The organism is Granulicella mallensis MP5ACTX8, from assembly GCF_000178955.2.
In the GTDB taxonomy this organism is placed as follows: Bacteria; Acidobacteriota; Terriglobia; order Terriglobales; family Acidobacteriaceae; genus Granulicella; species Granulicella mallensis.
This window is the reverse complement of the sequence record NC_016631.1, coordinates 4,637,081-4,661,808: the sequence shown is the minus strand read 5'-3', so window position 1 is coordinate 4,661,808 and position 24,728 is coordinate 4,637,081. Positions and strand designations below refer to the sequence as shown.

General features: G+C 62.1%; 20 protein-coding genes. 7 read left to right on the top strand and 13 right to left on the bottom strand.

Translation table 11 applies throughout. The features are described from left to right. Positions 1-45: 45 nt before the first annotated feature. The 4 genes from ACIX8_RS18210 to ACIX8_RS26610 all read right to left on the bottom strand — a co-directional run bounded on the left by ACIX8_RS18210 (position 46) and on the right by ACIX8_RS26610 (position 2,890). Positions 46-1,101, bottom strand: coding sequence for a lysylphosphatidylglycerol synthase transmembrane domain-containing protein (locus ACIX8_RS18210; RefSeq protein WP_014266846.1), 1,056 nt, complete (start codon positions 1,099-1,101; stop codon positions 46-48). Positions 1,102-1,120: 19 nt separating this feature from the next. Continuing rightward, entirely contained in the window at positions 1,121-1,777 is a 657-nt protein-coding gene (locus ACIX8_RS18205) for a lytic transglycosylase domain-containing protein (protein WP_014266845.1), read from the bottom strand. A 61-nt stretch (positions 1,778-1,838) separates the two neighbouring features. After that, on the bottom strand, positions 1,839-2,798 hold the full coding sequence (locus ACIX8_RS18200; RefSeq protein ID WP_014266844.1) for a Cof-type HAD-IIB family hydrolase: 960 nt from the start codon (positions 2,796-2,798) through the stop codon (positions 1,839-1,841). Next, positions 2,795-2,890 (bottom strand): type II toxin-antitoxin system RelE/ParE family toxin, encoded by a 96-nt coding sequence (locus ACIX8_RS26610; RefSeq protein ID WP_190273693.1) that lies wholly within the window; start codon positions 2,888-2,890, stop codon positions 2,795-2,797. Before ACIX8_RS26610 ends, ACIX8_RS18200 begins: the two co-directional genes overlap by 4 nt. A gap of 493 nt (positions 2,891-3,383) precedes the next feature. Here ACIX8_RS26610 and ACIX8_RS18195 point away from each other — a divergent pair, with 493 nt between their 5' ends. Beyond that, a complete protein-coding gene (locus ACIX8_RS18195; protein ID WP_014266842.1) occupies positions 3,384-4,640 on the top strand; it encodes a threonine synthase in 1,257 nt (418 codons plus the stop codon). Here ACIX8_RS18195 and ACIX8_RS18190 read toward each other — a convergent pair. The 4 genes from ACIX8_RS18190 to ACIX8_RS18175 all read right to left on the bottom strand — a co-directional run bounded on the left by ACIX8_RS18190 (position 4,627) and on the right by ACIX8_RS18175 (position 10,633). Beyond that, positions 4,627-6,819 carry an FUSC family protein gene (locus ACIX8_RS18190; RefSeq protein WP_014266841.1) on the bottom strand — a complete coding sequence of 731 codons (2,193 nt, stop codon included), beginning with the start codon at positions 6,817-6,819 and terminating at the stop codon, positions 4,627-4,629. The two genes, ACIX8_RS18195 and ACIX8_RS18190, sit on opposite strands and share 14 nt — an antisense overlap. A gap of 90 nt (positions 6,820-6,909) precedes the next feature. Further along, positions 6,910-7,428: a DUF3761 domain-containing protein gene (locus ACIX8_RS18185; RefSeq protein ID WP_014266840.1), complete on the bottom strand. Its 519-nt coding sequence runs from the start codon at positions 7,426-7,428 to the stop codon at positions 6,910-6,912. Between the two features lie 84 nt (positions 7,429-7,512). Beyond that, entirely contained in the window at positions 7,513-8,424 is a 912-nt protein-coding gene (locus ACIX8_RS18180) for a DMT family transporter (protein WP_014266839.1), read from the bottom strand. Positions 8,425-8,530: 106 nt separating this feature from the next. Beyond that, entirely contained in the window at positions 8,531-10,633 is a 2,103-nt protein-coding gene (locus tag ACIX8_RS18175; protein ID WP_014266838.1) for a M13 family metallopeptidase, read from the bottom strand. Positions 10,634-10,764: 131 nt separating this feature from the next. Here ACIX8_RS18175 and ACIX8_RS18170 point away from each other — a divergent pair, with 131 nt between their 5' ends. Continuing rightward, positions 10,765-12,297 carry a hypothetical protein gene (locus ACIX8_RS18170; RefSeq protein WP_014266837.1) on the top strand — a complete coding sequence of 511 codons (1,533 nt, stop codon included), beginning with the start codon at positions 10,765-10,767 and terminating at the stop codon, positions 12,295-12,297. Positions 12,298-12,624: 327 nt separating this feature from the next. Here the strand turns inward: ACIX8_RS18170 and rpsT are convergent, their stop codons facing one another. Beyond that, the gene (gene rpsT, locus ACIX8_RS18165; RefSeq protein WP_014266836.1) at positions 12,625-12,900 is read right to left on the bottom strand and encodes a 30S ribosomal protein S20; all 276 of its coding nucleotides are present in this window, start codon (positions 12,898-12,900) and stop codon (positions 12,625-12,627) included. A 442-nt stretch (positions 12,901-13,342) separates the two neighbouring features. On the opposite strand from rpsT, the gene ACIX8_RS18155 reads away from it, so the two are divergent. The 5 genes from ACIX8_RS18155 to ACIX8_RS18135 all read left to right on the top strand — a co-directional run bounded on the left by ACIX8_RS18155 (position 13,343) and on the right by ACIX8_RS18135 (position 18,170). After that, entirely contained in the window at positions 13,343-14,374 is a 1,032-nt protein-coding gene (locus tag ACIX8_RS18155) for a PhoH family protein (protein WP_014266835.1), read from the top strand. A gap of 106 nt (positions 14,375-14,480) precedes the next feature. Next, positions 14,481-15,059, top strand: a complete 579-nt coding sequence (gene ybeY / locus ACIX8_RS18150; protein WP_014266834.1) for an rRNA maturation RNase YbeY — start codon at positions 14,481-14,483, stop codon at positions 15,057-15,059. Further along, on the top strand, positions 15,056-16,405 hold the full coding sequence (locus ACIX8_RS18145) for a hemolysin family protein (protein WP_014266833.1): 1,350 nt from the start codon (positions 15,056-15,058) through the stop codon (positions 16,403-16,405). Before ybeY ends, ACIX8_RS18145 begins: the two co-directional genes overlap by 4 nt. Before the next feature lie 71 nt (positions 16,406-16,476). Further along, the gene (gene era, locus ACIX8_RS18140) at positions 16,477-17,631 is read left to right on the top strand and encodes a GTPase Era (protein WP_014266832.1); all 1,155 of its coding nucleotides are present in this window, start codon (positions 16,477-16,479) and stop codon (positions 17,629-17,631) included. Further along, positions 17,628-18,170, top strand: a complete 543-nt coding sequence (locus tag ACIX8_RS18135; protein ID WP_014266831.1) for a GNAT family N-acetyltransferase — start codon at positions 17,628-17,630, stop codon at positions 18,168-18,170. Before era ends, ACIX8_RS18135 begins: the two co-directional genes overlap by 4 nt. Before the next feature lie 278 nt (positions 18,171-18,448). On the opposite strand, the gene ACIX8_RS18130 is transcribed toward ACIX8_RS18135, so the two are convergent. The 4 genes from ACIX8_RS18130 to ald form a co-directional block, all read right to left on the bottom strand. Next, the gene (locus tag ACIX8_RS18130) at positions 18,449-19,435 is read right to left on the bottom strand and encodes an epimerase (protein ID WP_014266830.1); all 987 of its coding nucleotides are present in this window, start codon (positions 19,433-19,435) and stop codon (positions 18,449-18,451) included. A 246-nt stretch (positions 19,436-19,681) separates the two neighbouring features. Beyond that, positions 19,682-21,070, bottom strand: a complete 1,389-nt coding sequence (locus ACIX8_RS18125; protein ID WP_014266829.1) for a sigma-54-dependent transcriptional regulator — start codon at positions 21,068-21,070, stop codon at positions 19,682-19,684. Further along, complete coding sequence (locus ACIX8_RS18120; RefSeq protein ID WP_014266828.1) at positions 21,067-23,472, bottom strand: sensor histidine kinase; 2,406 nt, start codon at positions 23,470-23,472, stop codon at positions 21,067-21,069. Before ACIX8_RS18120 ends, ACIX8_RS18125 begins: the two co-directional genes overlap by 4 nt. Positions 23,473-23,494: 22 nt before the next feature. Then, positions 23,495-24,613, bottom strand: coding sequence for an alanine dehydrogenase (ald, locus tag ACIX8_RS18115; protein WP_014266827.1), 1,119 nt, complete (start codon positions 24,611-24,613; stop codon positions 23,495-23,497). Positions 24,614-24,728: the final 115 nt, after the last annotated feature.

The following is a 24,728-nucleotide window of genomic DNA, read 5'->3' as shown; positions in this document are numbered from 1 at the left end:
ATCTTTCGCGTGTTGTCTATGAACGGGAATCACAATTTTGCCGGGTTACGACAGATTATGCTGTTTTGCGCCGCTTTCGGCGACGGCCTCCCGCAGGGTAATGCCCTGCAGCCGTGCGGCGATCAGTCCGATTGGAAGGATGTCGAGGGTGGTGACGAAGAGCATGACAGCGCCGCAGGCTGTCGCGGTCTCCCAGGGAACGTTGAAAAAGCCGTGTAAGGCTGTGGCGAGGACGCCGGTCTGCGTAAACCAGCCAAGGATGGGAAGCTGCAGCATAGAGCCGCCCAGGCTGACTGCGACGATAAGCATCGTGGCCGTAAAGCTGAAGTGGGCCAGGATTGGCTCGGAGGTGAAGGCGCGCGCCGACAGCAGGTAGCCGCATGCGATGCCGAGCCACATCAGCAGAGAGATCGCAGAGGCCGTGAAGAACTCTCTCCAGGTGGAGAGGATGTGGAGACCTTTGCAGAAGTCGACGATGCGGTCGTTGACGCGATTCGCAAGATCGGCGGAGAGCGGTGTAAGCAGACGGCGGCTGAGTTCGGCGACAGTAGCTCCGGCAAAACGCAGGGAGACGGCAAACGCGACGAGGGCGAATGTGGCGGCGAGTGAGAGTGCTCCTGCTCGAACGTAGAGCACGTGGTGCGGGAGGTTGTGCGGTGCGACGGCGAGCGTAAAGGAGAAGAGAACTGCGGCGGCTCCGACGTCGAAGGCTCGCTCCACGGAGTAGATCGCCAGCTGCGTGGCGACGGGCAGACCCAGTCGGCGGGCGATCAGGTAGGGGCGGACCAAGTCGGCGATTCTGCCGATGAGCATGACGGCGGTAAAGCCGATGAGCTGGGGGCCAAGCAGTTCGAGTGGACGGACGCGGCGGACGGGCGTCAGCAGGATCGCCCATCGCCAGCTGCGAAGCCAGTAGCCGACGTAGAGCAGAGCAACGCCTGTGAATACGTATCCGAGGGAGATGGATCGCAGTTGTCGCCCGAGGGTGGTCCAGTCGAAGGTGATGCGGTTGTGAAGCAGCCATGCGAGTACGACCACCGCGAGGATGGCGACGATCCATGGAATCAGCCGTTTTTTATGTTGGCCCGAGTTCGCTGGCATGCGGTAAGGCTACAGGACTTCAACGCGATGCGACGTTCGTGGTCGTCAATTGCGCGGTCTTGCGGCGATTGAACTCCCGGATGACGCGCGAGACGTAAGCGCGAGTCTCGCGATAGGGTGGGACACCGTGGTACTTCGCGACTGCCGCGGGGCCTGCGTTGTAAGCGGCAAGAGCCAGCGCGAGGTTGTCCTTGTAGAGCTTCAGCAGCGAGTCCAGGTAGGCTGTGCCGCCGGCGATGTTCTGGTCGGCGCGGGTGACGTCCTGCACACCGAGATTGTGGGCAGTGGAGGGCATCAACTGCATCAGGCCCCGGGCTCCGGCGCGGGAGACGGCGTTGACCTGGAAGTTGCTCTCGGTCTTGATGACGCTGGCCAGCAGGTCGACGTCGATATCGTGCTCAGCGCCGGCGTGGGCCAGCATCTCGCGCAACTGGGCCAGGGTGGGGGTTGCGGTAAGGTCGGCATGCGCCGCAGGAGCAGGGGCGGGTGGCGGTGGCTTGGGCGGGTCGGGCATCATCTCGATGCTGGCGATCTCAGCCGACGCGAGTTCCTGGTAGTTGGTGTCTCCGGTATACAGCCGCGTACGATCGCCTACGGCCTCATGGCGTACGCAATCGACGGAGAAGCCGTTGCGGAGTGTGATGTGCTCGAACGCGTGTGCGGCGGGGCAGGCCATGGCGACAAGGCTCGCAAGGGCGATGCAGTGACGGCTTGGAAAGCAGGGGAACACTGAGGATTCAGACTACCATTAGGGGCTTTTCGGTAGCATTAAGGGCGGATGTAATCTCCAGGGCGGCTTCGATGGCCACTGCAACCCCGTCTTCGTCGTTCGAGGGGCCGATCGCCCAGCCTCGTTCTCCGGCAATCTGCTTCAGGTCGTCGGGAGCGTTGGCCATCAGCACGGCCTGACCGGCGTGGTCGAGCATGGGCACGTCGTTCCAGTTGTCGCCTATGGCAAGGACGTCCTGCATGGAGATTCCGCGCAGCTCGGCCAGGTGCTGCAGCGCCGAAGCCTTCGAGCAGCCTGCGGGCAGGATGTCGATGATGCAGAGATCGTGGTCCGGGTACTCGGTGCGGTGCAGGGCGATCTCAGCGTCGGGCCGGCTATCGGCTCCGATGGGGGTTACGAGCGGATGCTCCGCCAGCAGGGCCTCGGCCCGGCGCATGCGGGCGATGGGGCCGCACAGCATCATCTGGGTGGGCGGGTCGCCCTGGAGGGCATCCTCAAACGAGGGGACGTGTGCAATATAGGGTTCGTTGCTCTGCATCCAGCGATCCATGTTGGCATACAGGTCGCTGGTCTCTTCGACGACGAGAGCGCCACGGGAGTCATCGCCGTCTTCGCCTACGGTATCGAAGGTGAGCACGAGGGTGCTGCGGAACTCTGCAACGTGCTCGCAGAGCCAGCGTGCCGTGGAAAGAGGGATGTGGCTGCGGTGCAGCAGTCCCGCCGAGCCGATGGTGCGAATGACGGTGCCGTTGGAGCTGACGAGGGCGCTTGTGCGACGGAGGTTCAGTTCACGCAGGACGCGCATGGCGAAGGCATGCCGGCGGCCGGTCGCTACGACGATCTCGACACCGGCGGCTTCGGCGCTGCGGAGCGCGGCGATATTGCGCTCGCTGACACGGCCGTTGGAGCCGAGCAGGGTTCCGTCCATGTCGATGGCGATGAGGCGTGGTAACGACCGGTAGCTCACGAGGTTACTCCGAGAATCCGTTTTAAATTTTGTGCACCGTGCAGCACTCTCAAGACCAAGATCCCTTGAGTCTCCAAACGATAGAAGATCAAATATTTGGAAGGGAGAATCGAGACTTAGAGAACGAATATCTCCCAACCGAGGGTTGGAAGTGACCCTCACTCGTCCGAGATCAGGATAACTTTCGATCTGCGTGATGGTTATTGCGGATGATTTCAAGAAGGCGTTGCCTAAGGTTCCCGAAATAGTATTGAAATCCAGGTAGTCGGCGATCGTGAGAAGGTCATTTGCTGCTGCTGGCGATATCCTCGCGATCATGAAGCCTTTCGGCGGGAATTCTGCCGGTACTCCAACTCCAATTCAAGGTCACGCCAGAACTGAGGAGTTACAGGGATTGGCTCACCGCTCTCGAGTCCTTCTAGCAGAAGCGTCTCTAATTCTTCCTGCGTCGAAAAGCTGGGAGGTTCCTTTGGCTTGTCGCGAAACATGGATATCCTCCTGTTGAGATTGTAAATCAGGGTAAGAAAAGCTCCTTAATCCTCAATTTGCTTTGTGCGGTGGCAAGGGAGCGTTAACATCAAAGAGATGCCTGCCATTGCTTACCTCGAGTGCGCTCTTTGCTTCCACCGTCTCCCTGCCGACACCCCCCAGACCCTTTGTCCTATCGACGCCGGGTCTCTCTACGTTCGCTATGACATGGATGCGCTGCGGAAGACGGCCCGTCGCGAACATGCGGCTGCGCTGGCCGCGGCCTCGCCCGCGAGTCTGGGGATGTGGCGCTACGCGGATGTTCTGCCGGATGCGGCGCCGGTGACGCTTGGAGAAGGCTGGACGCCGATGATTCACAGTCGCCGCTATCCGGGCCTCTTCGTCAAGGAAGAGGGGGCGAACCCTACCGGAACCTTCAAGGCCCGCGGCCTGGCGATGGCCGTGACGATGGCGAAGCACTATGGCCTGCGGCACCTCGCCGTGCCTTCGGCGGGCAATGCGGCAGGAGCGCTGGCGGCCTATGCGGCTGCGGGGCAGATCGCCGCGCATATCTTCATGCCCAAGGATGTGCCGTTCGCCAACTATCTCGAAGGCGTGCTCTACGGCTCGGCCGTGACGATGGTGGATGGGTTGATCTCCGATTGTGCTCGTATGGTGGGCGAACGGATCAAGCAGCAGCGTGAGAGCGGTGTGGCGGCGGAGGATGTCTGGTTCGACATCTCGACGCTCAAGGAGCCGTTCCGCGTGGAAGGCAAGAAGACAATGGGCTATGAGCTCGTCGAACAGCTTGGTTGGGAATATCCCGACGCGGTGTTTTATCCGACGGGTGGCGGGGTTGGGCTCATCGGCATGTGGAAGGCGTTCGAGGAGATGGAGCAGCTCGGTTGGGTGAGCGGAAAGCGTCCGCGCATGTATGCCCTGCAGGCCTCAGGCTGCGCTCCGGTAGCGAAGGCCTATGACGAGGGCAACAGCGCTAGCGAGTTCTTTGCCAACGCCGAGACCTTTGCCGCCGGTCTGCGCGTGCCGAAGCCGTATGGCGACCGGCTGATCCTCGACATCGTGCGTGCTTCCGGCGGAAGCGTGGTGGCGTCGGACGATGCTGCGATCCTCGCGTCGATCCTCGACTGGGCGAAGCACGAAGGGCTGTTTCTTTCTCCCGAAGGCGCAGCGGCGACGGTGGCCTATGACACGCTGCTGGCGAGCGGTGAGATCAAGCCCGGTGAACGGGTCGTTCTGTTCAACACCGGCGCGGGTCTGAAGTACACCGATGTGGTGGCGGAGGCGATGCATCTGCGCCGCCCCGGCTCTCTGCCTACATCCTTGCCGGTGGGTGGGATTATTACGCCAGTTTAATGGCGGCGAGTTCGCTGGCGGTGCGTTCGAGCACGGAGATCTGACGCTCGAGACGGCGGAGTTGCTGTCCTGAAAACGAATCCTGCAGCGTGGGTACTGAATCGTCGGTCGTCTCGACTGCGACGAAGGATTCGTGCTGTTCGAGCGCACGGGAGACGGCGTCGAGCCGCTCCGCAAAGCGTGCGATGAGGCGACTGGTCTCTTCTTCACCGCCATAGCCGATGGCCGCCAGCGTCGTGATGGTCTGGGTTAGACGGCGCAGGTAGGTGGTGAAGGTGAGCGCGGCGCGGTTGAGGATCTCGGTGCGGGCCTTGGCCGGATTGAGCGGGATGGAGTGTTCGAGTAATGCGTGGTCGAGCGTCTCTTCGGCATCGTTGACGGTAAGCCCGCAGAGGCGTCGTGCCGGGGCCAGCAGCGATCGCTCGGCGGTGATCCTGGCGTCGATAGAGTCATTGTCCGACTTCTGCCAAAAAATGAGCATGGTGCGCAAATACGTGGCGTCCGCCGCGGTGCCTCGGGCGAGCAGGCTGGGAAGCTGCAGACTCTCGCGCTCCGGCCAGAGCAGGAGCATGGCCAGGACGGAGACCAGCGCGCCGAGGCCGGTCATCTCCAGGCGCACGGCGGCAAAGTGCCAGTCGCGCAGGTGCGGAAGCGTCATAAGGACGACCGTCGGGGTCAGAAAGAAGCAGTACCAGGCGTAGTCGACCGCGTAAAAGGCCACGGCGAGAATCGAGCCGATGGTAATGGCTACGAGCAGCCCGGCCTGGCCGTAGATGACGGCTGCCAGCATTGACGCGACCGCAGCCCCGGCGACGGTTCCGATCGTGCGTTCGCCCGATCGGCGCACGGTCTCGCCCGCGTAGGGCTGGAGCACGATGATGGAGGTCATCGCGAGCCAGTAGCCATGCTGAATTCTCGTGAAGTGAATCAGCAGGACGTCAATGGCCACCACAGTCGAGAGGCGCAGCGCATGGCGAAACATGATGGAGCGCAGGGTGAGGTTGGCGCGGAGCGTCTCGGTCCAGAGCATGGGAGCAGAGACCTTTGTGGCGACATCTTCTAGGCCGGAGTTACGCAGCCTTGCGGCCTCCCGGCTGCGCGGCTCGACGCCGGACCAGATCGCTCGAACGGCCTCATAAGTGACTTCGAAGATGAGCAGAGAGTCGAGCAACGCCGAGACGAGATGGGCCCTGGAATCGGAGGTTGAGGTGTCGCCAACAGCGGTTTTCAGACGCGCGAAGGTTCGATGCAGCTCTACCGAAAGCGATCCTTCCGGCGCGAAGGCTGCTTCGTGATCGACAGGGCGCTGGCGCAGCGCGGATTCGATAGGGGCGAGCGAGGTCAGCAGCCAGGTGGTGATCTCGGGGAGATGCAGGGGCGCATCCGCGGTGAGGTGGTTGCCGTCCGCCGACCTGGAGCCGAGTTCGGCAAACCGCATGATGCGGGCTGTCAGCAGGTCGGCGCTCTCGTTCAGGACGGACAGATTGCGCGCGCGGATGGTGCGTGAGGTCATGCGGGCCGGCGTTGCTGCCAGCGCCAGTTGGGCCTCTTCAATGCGAAGGCGGAGGCGTGCCAGCACTTCATGGAAGTGCGGTTGGCCTTCCGCGGTATGGGCTGCGGGGAGAGCGCGGATGAACTCGTTGAGGGTGGCGTAGACGTCGGCGACGGCGTTGCGCGCCGGGCGAAACGGGTCCGCCGGCCAGAGCAGCAGGGCGAGTAATGAGGCCCACAGGCCTCCGAAGACGAAGTAGCCCGTACTGATCAGGCCATAGGAAAACGTATGCTGCGAGCTGCCAAAAGCGACGATGTAGGCAACCAGGATGGTCACGCTGGACGAGGCCAGAGGCTGCGAAAGTACGCGAGCCAGTGTGGCGACAAAGCAAAAGACAAGGCTGATCAGGATGGCAACGGGAAGATTGACGCCTGCGATCACCCCGAGTGCGACCGCAATCGAGCCTCCCAGCAGCACGGTTACGATGTTGGCCAGGCGCGAGCGATACGGGCCGCCGTTATCGGCCATGATGACCTGAAGACCGCCCAGCGCAGCCCATCCCATGGGTTTGCCGAGAACGTAGCAGACCAGCATGGCGCCGCCGACTGCAAGACCGGCGCGCAGGCCTCTACCCCAGTGCGTCCGAAGGAGCGCGGAACGGAATCCTGTGATTTGTACGATCGGCATGGGTCAAGTGTAGGGCGATGGTGATGGGACAAGTGTAAAGCTGCAAAAGCAAACGGCCCCACCGAGGGGCCGTTTGTTATCGAACAAGGGCTACTTGAAGCAGGTCTCGCCTTTTTGTCCGTGAGCGCCTGCGGCTTTGGCGTCGGCTTCGGTCATGTACTTACCGGCCTTGGTCTTGCCGTAGTAGCGGTCGCTGGGGCAGTGGTAGACGTTGCTCGCCGTGTTGACCCAAACCATGTTTGGGCCGCCGCCGGGGGCGGCTGTTGCCGAGGGCGCGGGCATAGACTTCGCGGGCTTCGAAGACGGAGCCGGGGCCATCATCATCGTCGTGGAAGACTGGGGGGCTGCTGCAGGAGCGGGTGCCGGATTGGACTTGGCAGGGGCGGCTGCGGCAGGCTTGGCCGGAGTTGCCGCAGAGGCGGTGAACCACTGCTGCACGCCCTTGTGGCCGCGGCAGGCGCCGGCCTTGGTGGCGGCCGTGGAGTAGGTGCCGTCCTTGCACTGGCCGGTCGATCCGGCAGGAGCTCCGGCGGGGGCCTGGGCGAGAGATACGTGACAACAGAAGAGCGCGGCAGCGAGTGCGGGTAGAGCAAATCGCAGTTTCAACATAAGAGTCTCCGATCGGTAAGGAATTAAGGGCGCAGGGTTACCGCAGAATAGTAGCAAAGACCCGTGTGTTTTTGTGCAAAGAACTCAAAGCGGCTCAAGTGCGGGCGCCGGAGAGAGCGTGGTCAGGACGATTGCTGCACCGATAATCATGGCTCCTCCCACGAACGCGGATGGTCCCAGATGCTCATGCAGGAGGAAGACGCCGAGCAGCGAACCCATCAGGGGCTCCATGTTGAGCAGCACGCCGGCCTGCGAGGCGGGTACCTGTGTCATCCCCCAGTTCCAGAGCAGAGAAGTCGTGGCTGTGCAGAGAAGACCGCTTGCCGCCAGCGCTGCCCAGGCCTTCAACGAAACTCCATGAACAGGTGGCGGGCCGTACGCAAGGGGAACGTAAAGCGCCAGCATGGTTGTCCCGAGGGCCAGGCCATAGGCTGTAATCATAATCGGGCTATGTCGTTTGACCAGGCCCTTGTTGAGCAGGATCCAGAAGAGCGAGATGACCATGGAGGCAACGACGAGCAGATCTCCGTTGAGGGATGGGCCGCCGGTCTCGGTGCTGTGGTGCCCGCCGAGTGCGATCAAGGCAGCGCCCGCGGTCGAGAGGACGAGGGCCACCCAGCCGAGCTTCTGCATGCGTTCGTGCATGAAGAGCACGGCGCCGACGGCGAGGATCACCGGCAGGGTTCCAACCATGAGTGAGGCGTGGGAGACGGTGGTCAGCGAGAGACCGCGGAACTGTACCAGGAACTGCATCGGCACGCCGAGAAAGGTGCAGATGAGCAGTGTGCGCCACTCGGTGGAGTTGAGCCCGGGACGATGGGTGAGCAGCAGCGGCAGCAGGCCGAGCGTGGCAAACAGGAAGCGATAAAGCACCATCGAACCCACGTTCATCTCGGCAAGAGCGATCTTGCCGAAGAAGAATCCACAACCCCAGAAGGTACTTGCAAGGGCACAGGCGGCGAAGCCAAGAGAGCGATTGGGGGCGAGACGGGGCACAGTCTACTTTCGCATGAGAGACAGAGGATAGAGAGTAGAGGATAGAGTGTAGAGAAAACCACGCCTTTTCTATCCTCTAAGCTCTAACCTCTACACTCTGTTTTCTTTACCAGATTCGGCAGGCGTCGGCTGGAACCATGGGTGAGGCCTTCTTGCAGCCGAACGCGGGAGCGAAGCCGGGTTGGTTGACGATGGCTCCGTTGGCGCGGAAGTGGTCTGGCGAGTGTCCGTCGGTGAGCACCTGCTGACGAACCTGTTCGGGACGCGCATTCTCGCACCAGTTCTGTGCAAACGCGATGTAGAAGCGCTGCGGTCCGGTATAGCCGTCGATCTTCTTGTTGATGTCTAACCCGTCCTTCTTTGCGCGAGCCACATAGGCCATGTACGCCAGCACCAGGCCGCCGTTGTCGGCGGTGTTTTCACCCAGCGTAAGCTTGCCGTTGACCTTGACATCGTCGACGGCGGTGAAGCTGCCGTACTCGTTAACCAGGCAACCGGCACGAGACTCGAACTTCTTGGCGTCCTCGGCTGTCCACCAGTCGGTCATGTTGCCTGTGGCGTCGAACTTCCGGCCCTGGTCGTCGAAGCCGTGCGTCAGTTCGTGGCCGATGACGGCACCGATATGACCGTAGTTCACGGCGACATCGGCCTTGGCGTCATAGAATGCGGGCTGCAGGATCCCGGCGGGGAAGTTGATGTTGTTCATGCTGGGGTCGTAGTAGGCGTTGACGGTCGGCGGTGTCATACCCCACTCGAGCTTGTCGATGGGCTGGCCAATTTTTGCCAGTTCGCGGTCATTCTCAAAGGCGGTGGCGCGCTGTGCGTTGCCGAAGGCATCGTCGGGAGCGACGTTGAGCTTCGAGTAGTCGCGCCAGTGTTCGGGGTAGCCGATCTTGTCGGCGACGGCGTGCAGCTTCTCTTTCGCGCGAACCTTGGTCTGGGGACTCATCCAATCCAGCGTGTCGAGATCGTTGTTCATGGCGCTCTCGATGTCGTGGACCATCTCGAGTGTCTTGGCCTTGCTGTCGCCGGCGAAGTACTGCGAGACGTAGACCTGGCCGAGGGCTTCGCCGAGCGAGCCGTCGACGGCAGCGGAGCAGCGCTTCCAGCGCGGACGCTGTTCCGGCTGGCCGCTGAGCTTGCGTCCGTAGAAGTCGAAGCGCTCATCGTCGAAACGCTTGGGCAGGTTGGAGGCGGCCTCGTCCACAACGTGGAAGCGGAGGTAGGCACGCAGCGTCTGCATATCGGCGTTGTGAACAGCTTCGATCATCTTGGGAAAGAAGGCTGGGTTGCCGTTGACGAGGGAATCGATATGGGGGGAGTGAATGGCCTCGAAGAAGGGAGCGAAGGGGACGTTGCCGATGCTGGCTTCGAAGGCTGCCATCGTCTGCGGATGGTAGATCGCTTCGGGATCGCGGCGCTCGGTGTTGGTCATCGAGGCCTCCGCGAGTGTGGTCTCGAAGGCGAGGATGTTTTTAGCGTCCAGGGCCGCCTGCTGCGGGGTTTCACCGGCAAGGGTGAGCACCTTGGTGATGTGGGCGACGTACTGGTCGCGGAGTGTCTTGTCCTTGTCGCCGGTGCGTGTGTAGTAGTCGCGCTCAGGCAGGCCGAGTCCGCCCTGATCGATGAAGGCAACCTGTTTGGTGGAGTCCTTGAAGTCCTGGAGCTCTCCGAAGCCGAAGAAGACGTTCACGCCATAGCGCTGCAACTCGCCTGCGAAGTAGGGCAGGCCGGGACGGCTTACTTTGTTGATTGCGTCCAGCAGCGGCTGGATCGGCGCGAGGCCCCGCTGCTCGATCAGGTCGGTGTTCATACAGGCAGCGTAGTAGTCGCCAATCTTCTGCTCGTTCGGGGTCCGTGAGGGGTCGGCCACGGTGTACTTCTTCAGGATGCCGTTCAGCTCCTGCGTGTTGACGTTGTAGAGCAGATAGAACTGGTCGACGCCGGTCTGGTCGGAGGGAATGGGGTGGTTGGCCGCGAAGTTACCGCAGGCGAACTTGTAGAAGTCATTGCAGGGGTCGGCCTTTGGGTCGATGGAAGAGGTATCGAAGGCGGGTGCGGGGACGTAGTGGGTCTCAGGGGGAGCGTCGGCCTTGGCAGGGCTCTGAGCGGTGAGTGGCGAAGGACAGGTGGCAAGAAGGAATGCGGCCGAGAGCGCGGCTGTCGCCAGCGGACTGATTGCCGCCATGCGCAGGGATGCGTAGTTCATGGGTGGAACTCCCTAAAGAAATTTTGCGCTTCTCTCCTGTTCTTTTGGAGAGTGAGCAGACGTCAGGCTTCGGTTTACAATGGACACCGCGCTAGCCGTTTGTGCAAGAGTACATGTACGCGGAGTCGTCGATGCTGGTTCCCCTGCTAAAGAGACTGCGTTGTGATGGAGCCTGGCGAAGGTCTCTGTACCTTCTGCCGCTGGCTGCCGTGTTTGCGGCGCCGCTGCAGACGCTGGCGTTTGAACCCTCCCATCAATCCCCTCCCGAGGCCCGGTTCTCCCTCGAAGATCTTGGGTTTCCGGGGACTTCCCCTAACTTCCTGAACGCCGGAGTCTCCCTGCTGACGGTGCACTTTGCGGACAGCGAGCATCTGCTGGTGACCTTCAGCCTGCGCTGCCTGGTGCCGCGGCTGCCGGGCGATCCGCCGGATCATGACGACCGCATGGTTGCCGCTCTCCTGGTGGAGCTGCCCTCCGGCAAGGTGCTTGCCCGGACGGAGTGGCATCTCCATGACCACGGCCGCTACCTGTGGAATCTGGGGGAGGGGCGCTTTCTGCTGCGCGAGGGGAATGCACTCTGGACCTTTACGCCGATGGTGAACCTGAGGTCCGATCAGCCTTTTGTGCGCAGGCCGTTTCCACATCGTTCCGGCCAGGTTGAAGCGGTGGTCGTTTCGCCGGATAACCGGCTGGTAACGATCGAGACGAAGGCTGCGAAGAAATCCGGCGCAACGACGGTCTTGCTTGGCGATGCTTCGTCGTCTTCTATGGTCGCTCTCGATTTCTACCGCATTGCTGGTGGGGGCTCGGATGGTTCTCCTCTGGCGAGCTCCCTTGTGGGATCGGCGCGCTCGGCCTCGACGATTAACCTGCCGATGAGTGCCGACGGCTATCTCCGGTCGAACGATACCGGGCAGGGCGCCCGATGGTCGATTGCGTTTGAGCCCTTTGGAGGAAAGACGATCAAGCTGGCGCCCATCGACAGCAGTTGCCCTCCCGGCCTCCGGTTGGTGAGCCCCACCCAGTTAGTGGCCCTGAGCTGTCGTGGAAGCGTGGACCGGCCCATGCTGATGGCGTTCGATTTCAACTCCCATGAGATGTGGCAGGAGCCCCTGGACAGCTTCACGGTGCAGCCGGTCTTCGCCTTCGCCCCTGCTGCCGGGCGTTTCGCGGTAAGCCGAACGAATGCTTCTATTGCGACGGACATCCTGACGACCGACAACGTGCAGTCCCAGGAGGTTCGCGTGTACCAGACGCAGACCGGCGATCTGCTGTTGAAGGTCAACTGTTCTCCGGTGCTTCGGACTTCGGAGAACTTCGATCTTTCAGCGGACGGGATGCGAGCGGTCGTGGTTCGGAAGGGGGCTATCGAGATTTATCGCCTGCCGGAGTTGAGTGCCGGCGACCGGGCTGATCTGGCAGAGCTGCAAAAGGCTGCGCCACCATCCAGGGAAGGGCCTGTCGATCTTAGTGGGTTGGCGGTGGCTGAGACGAAGGAAGCTGTGCCGGAGGAAGAGGTTGCGGCAGGGCCTTTGGCTGTGAATACGGAGGAGGCTGCGGTGCCTGAGGCTCCGGTGGTGAAAGAGGGGACTGCTCCGCGGAAGCCGCCGACGTTGCTTAATCCGGGGGAGAAGGCGGAGTTTGTGGACAAGTCACCGCGGTAGGTCGTCTTTCGTCGTCATCCTGAGCGGTACGCGAAGGACCCCCGCATTTTGCACGGTGCCGCTGGAGCGAACGCTGCTCGCTAGCCAGTTATGCTTGGCCTAACATCGTTTGTTTGGGGTAGCTGCATGCGGTTGTGCCACCACAAATGCGGGGGTCCTTCGCCTACGGCTCAGGATGACGACGAAAAACAAGCAACAGCAAAGGCAGAAGCCAAAGCCAAAGCCAAAGCCAAAGCAGATTCCCTGCGGGAATGACAAGCAAGAAAGGCAAAAGCCAAACAGAACAGGCCAGCGCTAGGCTGGCCTGTTCTTCAAGCTTGAATAGAATTAAGCAGTCTTGACGACGAGCGCCTTGACGCGGGCGTTGAGGCGGCCCTTGTAGCGGCTGGCGGTGTTCTTGTGCAGGATGCCCTTCTGGACGCTCTTGTCGAGGATCGACGCGGTCGAGCGGTAAGCTTCGGTGGCCGATTTGTGGTCGCCGCCGGCGATCGCTTCGCGCATGGCGCGAAGGGTGCCGCGGAGCTTGGACTTGTTGGCGCGGTTGATGGCCGTCTTGGTGAGGGTCTGACGAGCGCGCTTCAGAGATGAGACATGATTTGCCATACTAAAAACTCTTTTCTGTGACCCGAGCTGTGCGGGAAATGGGATGCAGGCCGGAGGCTGGTGGGCACACAGTCCTGCCGCGTCCCTCTGCAACTTCTGATTTTATGGGTTTTCCCGGGCTAGGTCAATGATACTTCGAGTACCCGAAGCAGATTGCTGCAAAGACCGCGAAGGAAGCCTGTCTGCGACCTTTCCTGGGGAGATTGAGGAAGCCAGCCAGGTTCGCTTTTGCACAGTCTACCTTGACTCGGGCAAGGCAGCGGGGTTACGCTTTCGCCAACATCGTTACTCTATTGGCAACCCTAGCCAATCCGGTAGAAGCACAGCTCGCGGCGGAACATGCCCACGAGAGTTCGGCCAAACTGGCTGTTCGACAACCGGTCCGTAACATCCCCCTCATAACCTATCTCAAGGTACTTCCTGACGGAGGTCAGATCCTCGCTTGGTAAAAAAATCGCTGCATCTCACTCCCGGAATCGAGCCGTTGTATGGCACGCGCGACGAGAACCTTCGTCTGATGGAAGATGGGCTGAACGTCCAGATCGATCTACGATCGGATTCGATTCAGGTGCTGGGAGATGCCGCGGCCGTCGCGCGCGTCGAAGGCATCTTCACCGATTTTGAGCACTTGCGAAAACTAGGAGTACATCCCCATAACGGGGAACTGAACGCATTATTGAAGATGGTGGTCTCTGACCCCACCGTGAACCTGCGTGGGCTGGTCGAAAGCGGCAAGCAGCGCTCTGCGGGCGTCAAACGCATGGTGCAGCCGCGTTCGCCGAACCAGCGCAAGTATGTCGAAGCCATCGAGACCAACGACATGGTCTTCGGCCTGGGCCCGGCGGGCACGGGCAAGACCTATCTTGCTGTCGCCATGGCTGTTAGCGCGCTGCTGGCGAAGAAGGTCTCGCGTATCGTGCTGGTGCGTCCGGCGGTCGAGGCCGGCGAGCGGCTGGGCTTTCTACCCGGTTCTTTGCAGGAGAAGGTCGATCCGTATCTGCGGCCGCTCTATGACGCGCTCTACGATCTGCTCGACCCGGCGAAGGTCGATAAGATGCTCGAGACCAATGTGATCGAGGTGGCTCCGCTGGCGTTCATGCGCGGACGGACGCTGAACGAAGCCTTCATCATCATGGACGAGGCGCAGAACACGACCAATGAGCAGATGAAGATGTTCCTGACCCGCCTGGGCAATTCGTCGAAGGCGGTCATCACCGGCGATCTTACACAGATCGATCTGCCGAACCCAAAGAAGAGCGGTCTGTTCGAGGCGTTGCATGTGCTCGATGGGGTGGAGGGCATCAAGTTCTGCCACTTCGAGGATGTCGATGTCGTGCGTCACCAGTTGGTGCAGCGGATCGTCCGGGCGTACGACAGCTATGGACGGGCCGAGCAGTTGCCGTTAGCGATCGACGGTACGCCGCTGGCGTTGCCGGTTGAAGAGACGCGGAAGGTGGCGTTGAAGCCGCAGTAGCAGGGGATTTAGCAGGGATTAGGGCACAGGGATTAGGGATTAGTAGGCTTTCTAATCCCTGATCCCTGTGCCCTAATCCCTTGCTTGCGATAGCATCAGACCACGCATGATCACACTAGAACCTCCACGAAGACTGGAAGCCAGTGCAGACCCCTGGGGTGAGCTGGGGCTTTCCCGGGCCGGTCTGGGACGATTTGTACGGACAGCCCAGGCTGCGGTCGGTCTGCGTGGCGAAGTCGAGGTCCTGCTGTCGGACGACCGTACGCTGCGCCGCCTCAACCGCGAGTTTCGTGGCAAGGACAAGGCGACCGATGTGCTGAGCTTTCCTGCGCCTCCAGAGCTGGAAGGACAGCTTGCCGGGGATCTGGCGATCTCATTGGATACCGCGCTGAAGCAGGCCCAGGAGCAGGGGCACACACTGCGGGACGAGGTGCGTGTGCTGCTTCTGCATGGGTTGCTGCATCTGTATGGCATGGACCATGAGGTCGATGAGGGTGAGATGGCGGCGCGCGAGGCGGTGCTGCGGACGCAGTTGCGGCTGCGAAATGGTTTGATTGCGCGGGTGGAGGCTGGACCTGGGTTGTGGGGCCGGGGGGAGAAGCAGATTCCCTCCGGGAATGACAACAAGAAAAGCAAAGGCAAGAGCAAAGGCAAGAAGGCGTCTGCGAAGAAGGTGTCCGCATGAACTGGATCTTCGGGACTTCGATCTTCGGACTGCTCTGCCTGCTGGCGCTCTCGGCTTATATCGACCGTATTTATTTTGAGATGGGCAAGTTCCTCTCGCGTGAGTACGCCGAGAACATCGACGCCTGGGAGAACAACGTAGAGCCCAAGCTCCTGCTGGGGCGGGAGTCGGCGGCGATGTCGGCCTCCGTGCTGCGCCAGATTGCGTTGGGTGCCCTGGCCTTTCTGCTGGCGATGCGCCTGCATGGAAGTGCCGGTGGACATAGCCTGGTGGAGATCTCCCGCGCGGTCTTTGAGCTGGTCCTGGTGCTGCTCTTCTTCGACCGCCTGCTGCCGCAACTCTTCTTTACCCGCACGCGAGGGGAGTGGGTTGCGCCCATTACCCCGATTGTGCAGGCTCTCTTCTACCTCGTATTGCCAGTGACGCTGATGATCGGCCTGCTGCTCTCTATCGCAGGTCTGGCCGAGCCGGAGGTCGAGGTGGAGGAGCATGCCAGCGAGGCGATGGATGCCCTGCTCGAGGCCGGTGAAGAAGAGGGTGTGCTGGATGAAGAGGACCGGGAGCTGGTGCGCAGCGTCGTGGAGTTTGGCGACAAGGTGGTGCGCGAGGTGATGACGCCGCGGCCGGAGATGTTTGCCGTGCCGGGAACGATGTCTCTCGAAGAGTTCACGGCCCAGGTCAACGAGCACGGGTTTTCGCGAGTGCCTGTCTATGCCGGTTCGATCGACGAGATCACAGGCATTGCCTTTGCGCGTGATCTGCTCGGCGTGAAGGACAGCGAGGCGGAAGAGCGCAAGGTGGCTGAATTGCAGCGTCCGGCGGAGTTTGTGCCGGAGAGCAAGAAGGTGAACGAACTGCTCCGCGAGATGCAGGGGCAGAAGCAGCATATGGGCATCGTGATCGATGAGTACGGCGGCGTTGCCGGGCTGGTGACGATCGAAGACCTGCTGGAGGCCATCGTCGGCAATATCGAGGATGAGCACGATGCCCCGGCGGAGGACGAGCCGGTAGAGGAGTCGGATGGTGCGTTTCTGGTCTCCGGCAGCTTCGAGGTGAGCCGGCTGCGTGAGCTCTTTGGGGAGAGCCTGCAAGCGCGGGCTAGCTCGGAGGATGGAGCCACGGAGGACGAGCCAGCGGCGGAGGATTTTCTGCCGCAGCTGTTGACGGGCTACGAGGCGACGACGGTGGGTGGGCTGGTGAGCGAGATTGCCGGACATATTCCGCTGCCTGGCGAGGTGGTCGAGGATGGGCCACTGCGGCTGGAGGTGATTGCCTCGACAGACCGGCTGGTGGAGCGGGTGCGGGTTTGTCTGGCAGGGTCGCAGACGGCTAGTGAGCCGGAGTAGACAAACAGAAGCAACAGCAAAGACCGTAGAGTCCATCGGACATTGCACACTATCGGTGTCATCATAAAGACATGGCACTTCGCTCCGGATTCATCTCGATCATCGGGCGCCCCAATGCGGGCAAGTCGACGCTGTTGAACGCTCTGCTCGGGCAAAAGCTCGCGATCGTCACCCACAAGCCGCAGACCACACGCACGCGCATCCAGGGCGTGCTGGAGCTGCCGGTACGCAAGAAGACCAAGACCGACGGAGGACGTCCCGCGTCGCAGATCGTGCTGGTCGATACCCCCGGAGTTCACAAGCCCGAGACTCAGCTCGACAAGCGCATGATGCAGGAGGTCCACGACGCGCTGGAGTCTCGCGATGTCGTGTGGTTTATCGTCGATGTGACGCACCGTCTGCCTGAACCCAAAAAGCTGCTGACGAGCGAAGAGTTTGCCGAGGCCCGCAAGATCCGTACCCTGGGCCAGCATCGCCGTGCCCTGTCCAAGGCCGAAGACGACTTTGCGCTGCAACTGGTGAAGAAACTCGACTGCCCCGTCATCCTGGTGCTGAACAAGATCGACGCGCTGCCCAAGAGCGCGCTGCTACCCCTGATCGCGCACTGGACCTCGCTGCATGAGTTCGCGGACGTGATCCCGATCTCGGCGAAGAAGAACGATGGATTGGAGCTGCTGCTGGATAAGTCGGCGAGGCTTCTGCCGGAGGGACAGCGTTACTTCCCAAAGGACCAGCTTACCGACCAGCCGGAGCGCTTCCTGGTTGCGGAGCTGATTCGCGAGAAGATCCTGCTGCTCACGGGCGAAGAGGTTCCGTATGCGGCGGCGGTGGTGATCGAGCGCTTCGAGGAGCCGGCGTCGCTGAAGAAGACCAAGGACGGCAAGCTGCCGGTGACGAAGATTGCCGCGGCCATCTTCGTGGAGCGCAACGGTCAGAAGGCGATCATCATCGGCAACCAGGGCTCGATGCTGAAGAAGATCGGTTCTACCGCACGCAAAGATATCGAATCGATGCTGGGAACGCGGGTCTTTCTGGAGTTGTTTGTGAAGGTGCAGGAGGAGTGGCGCGCTTCGCGCGGCTTCATCGAAGACCTGGACTGGCGGCGGCAGTTGGAGCAGATCGCGGAGAAGCAGCATCGCAACAATAAGCTGGCGGATAGCCGCAACGGGATCTCGGAGTTCGATGGTTCGGAGTTCGGGGCTTCGGATTCAGAGGACGAGGGATGATTGGTCTCCTGCGGAGCCTGCTAGGGGTCCCGGAGTTGAAGACGGCGCGGCTGCGGCTGGTTGCGATGACGCCCGCCATGCTTGAAGCGGATGCGGCGCGAGACGGCAGCCTGGAAGGGCTGATTCGCGCTGAGGTGACTGCGGAGTGGCCGCCGGTCGAGTGGGAGACTTATGTGCTGGCGACGATCTTTTCGCACTCTGCGGCGTCGCCCTCGTCTCTGGGCTGGCGGCGCTATACGCTTCTGCCGATGGAGAACGGCAGGCGAAGATTGATCGGCTGTGTAGGGGGATTTCCGAAGGCCGATGGGGTGGTCGAAATCGGCTACTCGACACTGCCTTCGTTTCAGCGCAGGGGGTTCGGCAGCGAGGCTGCGTCGGCGCTGGTGGAGTGGCTGTTGCAGCAGGACGGCATACGGGCTGTGACCGCGCAGGCGTATTGCGGCAAGGTGGAGTCGATCAAGGTGATGGAGCGTTGCGGCATGGTCTATGTGGGTGAAGGCGATGAACCGGGGACTGTGCGGTATCGGCGGGTGCGGTAGGCGTCCCGCTGTGCTCTTGTTTGAATCTTCTACAGAAGCGTCATCCTGAGCGTAGCACCTCGCGCTTTTGCGAGGTGCGGAGTCGAAGGACCCCAAGGATTTGATCTCGCCTATGGTGTTGGGACCTTTTCCCGCACGGGAGTCTGGGCTCGAGCGTTTGACGTGGAAGAGGGACTAAGGGCGTGGGCAGGATTGCGACCTTCGGGGTCCTTCGACTGCGCGTCCCAAAAGGCCGGGACGCTTCGCTCAGGATGACGAATCTGTAGTGAGATAAGAGCTCAGACAGCCCTCTTCAAGCGAGTGACGAGGTTAGTTGCAGCCTCCGGCCAGGTGGGGAAGCTGAACTCGAAGCCATGCTTGAGCAGGACTGCGGGAGCGACTCGACGGCTCTTGAGGATAAGCTCTGTCTCCGTACGCATCGCCATCGCGCCGATCTCGAGCATCCATTTTGTTGCGGGGAGGCCGAGGGACTGTCCCCAGGCCTGGCGGAGGATGCGCAGGAACTCGCGGTTCGGCAGGGGCTCCGGTGCGGTCATGTTGACCACTCCTTCGGTTTCGTCGGTGATCTCGGGATGTTCCAGCAGCAGGTCGGTAGCGCGGCAGTAGTCGATGTCGTGCATCCACGAAACAAATTGCCTGCCCGAACCCTGGGTTCCGCCGAGGCCGAGGCGCGCCAGCTTCGAGAAGACGGAGAAGACGCCGCCTGCGTCGGAGCTCATCACCATCGAGGAGCGCAGGCGGATCTTGCGGGTGCGAGGGGTGGGAACGGCGGCCAGGGCCTGCTCCCACTGGTGCGCGACATCGACGGAGAACGACCATGTCTCGGGCAGGTCGGCGGGTTCGTGTGTGCCGCGCTGGCTGGGCAGATCGCCGAGTTCGCCGGTGTACTCGTCCTGAGGCTCGTCAACGGCGTTGCGATAGAAGGTGCTGGTGCTGGCGTTCATCCAGAGCTTCGGCGGAGTGGGCGAGGCGGCGATGACTTCGCCGAGCAGCAAGGTGGGCTTCACGCGCGAGTCGAAGATCTGTCTGCGGTTCTCAGGGGTGTAGCGGCAGTTGACGGAGCGTCCGGAGAGATGGATGACCGCATCGCTGCGGTCGACCTCCGCGACCCAGGGGCCGCGGGTGAGGCCGTCCCACGGAAGCGTTGGCCAGGGGCTGGGCTGGGGATGGCGGGAGAGGACGGTGACGTCGTGGCCTGAGGTGTGCAGGTGGCGAGCGAGGAGGGTGCCGACTTGTCCGGAGCCGCCGGGAATGAGGATGCGCATGGGTACTCTCTTCTTAGGTAGATCTCTTCTTTAGGTAGATGCGGGAACTTGTTTTTTCGTCGTCATCCTGAGCCGTAGGCGAAGGACCCCCGCATTCGGAATCACCCAAGCTGCATCGGGACCACGAAGAAAACGTCGCCAAGAACAGCCCCTGCATGTTCCATCAGCACCGTGCAAAATGCGGGGGTCCTTCGCGTACCGCTCAGGATGACGACGAAAAACAAACAACGACAAAAGCAAAGGCGCTTATTCTCCCATCGAGATGCCTAAAGTCTTCATCTTGCGGTAGAGGTGGGAGCGTTCGAGGCCCAGGGATTCGGCGGCGCGGGTGACATTGCCGTGTGAGCGGTCGAGCTCCTTCAGAATGTAGTCGCGCTCGTAAGCCTCGCGAGCCTGCAGCAGGGTTGTGAACTCCTCGCGATTGCTGCTGGCCGGTCTTCCGTCGGTCCGCTGCACCAGCATGGGGAGGTGCTTGGTTTCGATGCGCTGGGCCTTGGGATTCAGGATCAGTACGCGCTCGATGACGTTGCGTAGCTCGCGCACGTTGCCGGGCCAGTGATATTGCTTCAGTTGCGTCAGCGCGCTGTCGGAGATCTCGACGCGCGGCCTGCCGTACTGTTGGCCGAACTCCTGCAGGAACTCGCGTGCCAGCAAGGGAATGTCTTCCTTGCGGTCACGCAGCGGTGGAACGAAGAACGGAATGACGTTGAGGCGATAGAAGAGGTCTTCGCGGAAGTTGCCGCGGGCGATCTCCTCTTCGAGGTCCTTGTTGGTGGCGGCGATGACGCGGGCGTCCACGTGTACCGGCGTCGAGGCACCGACGGGGTAGAAGCGTTGTTCGTCGAGGGCGCGCAGCACCTTGGCCTGGGTCTTCAGGCTCATGTCGCCGACTTCGTCGAGAAAGAGTGTTCCGCCGTCCGCACGCTCGAAGGTGCCCCGTTTTTCGGTGGGCTGATTGGGGCCGCCGGGGCCTGCTCCGTGGCGATAGCCGAAGAGCTCCGTCTCGATGAAGTCTTCGGGAATGGCTGCGCAGTTGAGTTCGACGAAGACGCGGTCGTGGCGCAGGGACTCCGCGTGCATGGCGCGGGCAATGAGTTCCTTGCCTGTGCCCGATTCGCCGAAGATGAGCACGCGGCCGTTGGTTGGAGCCATGAGCTTGATCTGCTGGCGCAGAGCCTTCAGCGGCACGGATTGCCCGGTGACCGAGCCCTTGGCTGCAAGCTGCCGGGCAAACTCCTGGTTGTCTTCGCGGAGTTGATGCGCCTTGATCGCGTTGCGCAGCACCAGCAGCGTGCGATCCAGCGAGAGCGGCTTTTCAAGGAAGTCGTAGGCCCCTAGCTTGGTGGCGCGCACGGCGGCCTCGATGGTGCCGTGGCCGGAGATCATGATGACCTCGGGCGCGCTGGCGCGCTGGTCGGAGCCGGACTCGCCGCGAATCTGGGCGAGCACGTCGAGTCCGTCGCTGTCGGGCAGCCAGATGTCGAGGAGCACGGCCTGGTAGTCGGCGTCGCGCACCAGTTCGAGCGCCTCCCTGGCGGTGCCTGCCGTTGTGATGGCGTAGTCCTCCTCCCGGAGGATGGCTTCGAGCGAATCGCGGATATCGGCTTCGTCGTCGACGATGAGGACGTGATTCAAACGGTAGCTCCTTTGTAGGTACGCTCTATAGCCTCGGTGGGGGCTTCGGCTGGCCCCTGCATGGGCGTCTCGCCTGAATCATTATCCCGGAAGGCCGGGGGGCGCAGTTCGATGATGAAGCGAGCTCCTGCCGGTACGTTCTTCTCTGCACGAATCGTACCCTGATGCTCCTGCACGATCTTGGCGGCGATAGAGAGGCCCAGCCCGGTGCCACGCTGCTTGGTCGAGAAGTAGGGGAGGAAGAGGCGCTCCCGCATCTCGTCGGTGAGGCCCGGGCCGGTGTCCGCGATGACGAGCTCGACCAGGCCGGAGTCGAGCAGGCGGGTGGTGATGTGCAGCTCGCGCAGGAGGCTCTCCTGCATGGCTTCGGCGGCATTGTCGATCAGGTTGGAGAGAGCGCGCTTGAGGGCTTCGGGATCGGCCAGCACCAGGGGCAGGCGCGGCGATAGTTCCCGCGTCACCCGGATGTTGCCGAGACGGCCGGCGAAGAGTGCCAGGGAGTTCTCGACGATCATGTTCAGATCGGCGGGGTGCGGGCGCGAGCTGGGGAACTCGGCGAGGGCGGAGAACTGATCGACCAGCGAGCGCATCGTCTCGACAGAGGAGGTGATGACCTCGGAGGAGCGCTGGATGATGGCCGGAGAGCGCGACTCGACTCCGTGCTCCGTGAGCTCTGGAACCAGCCGCACGATGTGGCGATGGATCAGCTCGGCGTTGAGAGAGATGGGAGTGAGGGGATTCTTGATCTCGTGTGCGACTCGCCGCGCTACCTCTTTCCAGGCGCTTTGCTTCTGGGCGTGCAGGAGCTGGGTGATGTCTTCCAGCACGAGTACATAACCCAGGTGCTCGCGTTCGGCGGTGGAGCGGCTCTCGAGCAGCGCGACGGTGGTGGAGAGGTGCAGGATGCGCGAGGCCGAGGTCATCTGGATCTCGGCGGAGGCGTCGCCCATGCGGTGCGCCCGGCGCAGCAGGCGGTCGAGCGACTCCACGATCTCGGGGGGGAAGACCTCACCCAGCGCCGCACCGATGAAGTGCTTCTGTCCGCCAGGGTCAAGCATCTCTGAGAAGGCGCGATTGGCGAGGACGATGTGGCGGTCGGCGGAGAGGGTGACGACGCCGTTGGGGATCGTCTCGATGATGGTCTCGAGCTCCGTTCGCCGGGCCTGCAGCGCGGCGTTCAGTTCGGAGAGCTGGGCCGTGGATTGGTCCGCGACGGACCGTGCGGATTCGAGATCGGAGGCCATCGCGTTGAAGCTGTCGACAAGCTCACCGAGTTCTTCGGTGGCCGAGGCGCTGACGCGGTGCGCGTAGTCGCCGGCGGCGATGGCCTCCATCGCGTCGGCGAGCGACTCTACCGGCCGGGTGACCTGTTTGCTGAGGTAGAGCGCCAGCCAGCAGCACACGAAGAGCGCGAGCCCGGTCATGAGTAACAGGTAACCCATGTAGAGGTTGCGCACCTGGCGGCGCTCGCGGAAGAGGACCCAGTAGGCGTCGGCAGCAGAGTGCAGACGTACGGTGGTGGTGGAGATGCCGGGAGGAATGGGCAGCGCCACGAGCACGATGCCACCGAGCTTGAGCCCTGCGGTCGCCAGCGTGTAGTCGGTGCCGTTCACGCTGTAGATCGGATCGTCGCTGCGCTGTGCTGTAGCCAGGATGGTCTGCAGCCCCGCTCCCTGGAGCGGGGTTACGTAGACGACGGGCTTTTGGTTGGGGTTTTCGTCGGTCTCGGTTTCAGCCGGTTGCAGCGATTTGAGCTCGATATGGCCTGCCTTGAAGTTCGGCAGTTGAAACGAGGTGACCACCTGGCCGTTGCGGTAGAGGATGGCGAAGCCGCCCTGCAGGGTCAACTCGTGATTTTGCAGGACGCGAGCGACCTTGGCGAGTTCAGCGGGGGTCGGCTTTTCCTGGGCTCCGATGGAAGAGTCGGAGAGCGCGGCCGCGATCGAGTCGGCTTCGGAGCGGGAGTTCAGCGCGGCATAGTGAAAGAGCTCGACGGCCATGCGGTTGGCGTCGTCGCGCATCTGGGTGACGGGCTGGGAGAACCAGCGGTCGACGGCGCGGTTCATCAGCAGATAGCTGAAGGCGAACATGAAAACCAGAGGAGCCAGAGAGACGAGGACCGCTCCCCACAGCATGCGCGTGCGCAGGCGGGTGCCGAGTACGCGGCTGCGCTGGTCGGCATAGATCTTCAGTACATTGCGGACCAACAGCACCAGAACGCCCATGAAGAGCAGAAAGGCGAGGGTCGAGAGCGCGATGAAGATCAGCGTCTGAAGGGGCGAGCCCGGGTTCAGAAAATTGAGATTGAACGCGTTGAGGGTAGCGAGCACCAGAAACAGCAACAGCAGGCAGACGCCTAGCCCGATGACGAGCGCCTTGCGTCGGCCTGCTGCTGTTCCCATGCGTGAAAGTGTACTCGTTTCGCTACTTCGAGAGGAGCTGGGAGATAGGGGTGAACGCGCGTTCCTGGCCTTCGGCAACGGCCTTGTAGGTCAGGTGCCCCTCGTAGGTGTTGACGCCTTCCGCGATGCCTGCATCTTCGAGGATAGCTGCCTTCGCGCCAAGTTTTGCGAGCTTCATGACGTAAGGGAAGGTCGCGTTGGTCAGGGCGAGTGTGCTGGTGTTCGGCACGGCCGCAGGCATATTGGTGACGCAGTAGTGGACGACACCGTCGACCTCATAGCTGGGATCGGAGTGCGTGGTGGGCCGCGCCGTCTCGATGCAGCCGCCCTGGTCGATGGCGACGTCGACGATGACCGCGCCCTTCTTCATCCTGGAGACCATGGTCTTGGTGACGAGCTTCGGTGCGGCCGCACCGGGGATCAGGACGCCGCCGATGACGAGGTCAGCTTCGCAGACCGCGCGTTCGACGTTATAGGCGTTCGAGGCCAGGGTGTAGACGCGGCCGGAGAAGATGTCGTCCAGCTCGCGGAGGCGGTTGAGGTTCAGGTCGACGAGAGTGACCTTCGCTCCCATGCCGAGGGCGATCTTTGCCGCGTTGGTGCCGACGATGCCGCCGCCGATGATGCAGACGTTGCCCGGAGGAACGCCGGGGACGCCGCCCAGCAGGACACCGCGTCCGCCGTGCTCTTTCTCAAGATAGGCTGCACCGACCTGTACAGAGAGGCGGCCTGCGACCTCGGACATGGGGGTCAGAAGCGGAAGTGAGCCGGCACGGTCGCGGACGGTCTCATAGGCGATGCCGGTGACCTTCTTGGCGAGCAGGGTATCGGTGAGCTCCTTGAGGGGAGCGAGATGCAGATAGGTGAAGAGCACGAGGCCTTCGCGGAAGTAGCCATACTCCTTGGCGACCGGCTCTTTGACCTTAACGACCATGTCGGCCAGGCCCCAGACGGCGGAGGCTTCGCCGACGATCTCGGCGCCGACGGCCTGGTATTCGTCGTCGGGAAACGAGGAGAGGTGCCCGGCATTGTGCTCGACGAGCACCTTGTGGCCAGCATCGACGAGAGCTCTTACGCCTGCTGGGGTGATGCCTACACGGCTCTCATGGTCTTTTACTTCTTTGGGAACGCCAATTATCATCGCGGTCAGTTTCCGTCCTTTAGGTCGATTGTACCGAGAGTAGGGACGAAGTAGAGTGCTCGGCTCGCAGTGAATGTGACAGGACTGTGGTTATCTTCCAGAGGGAAATGCCGGT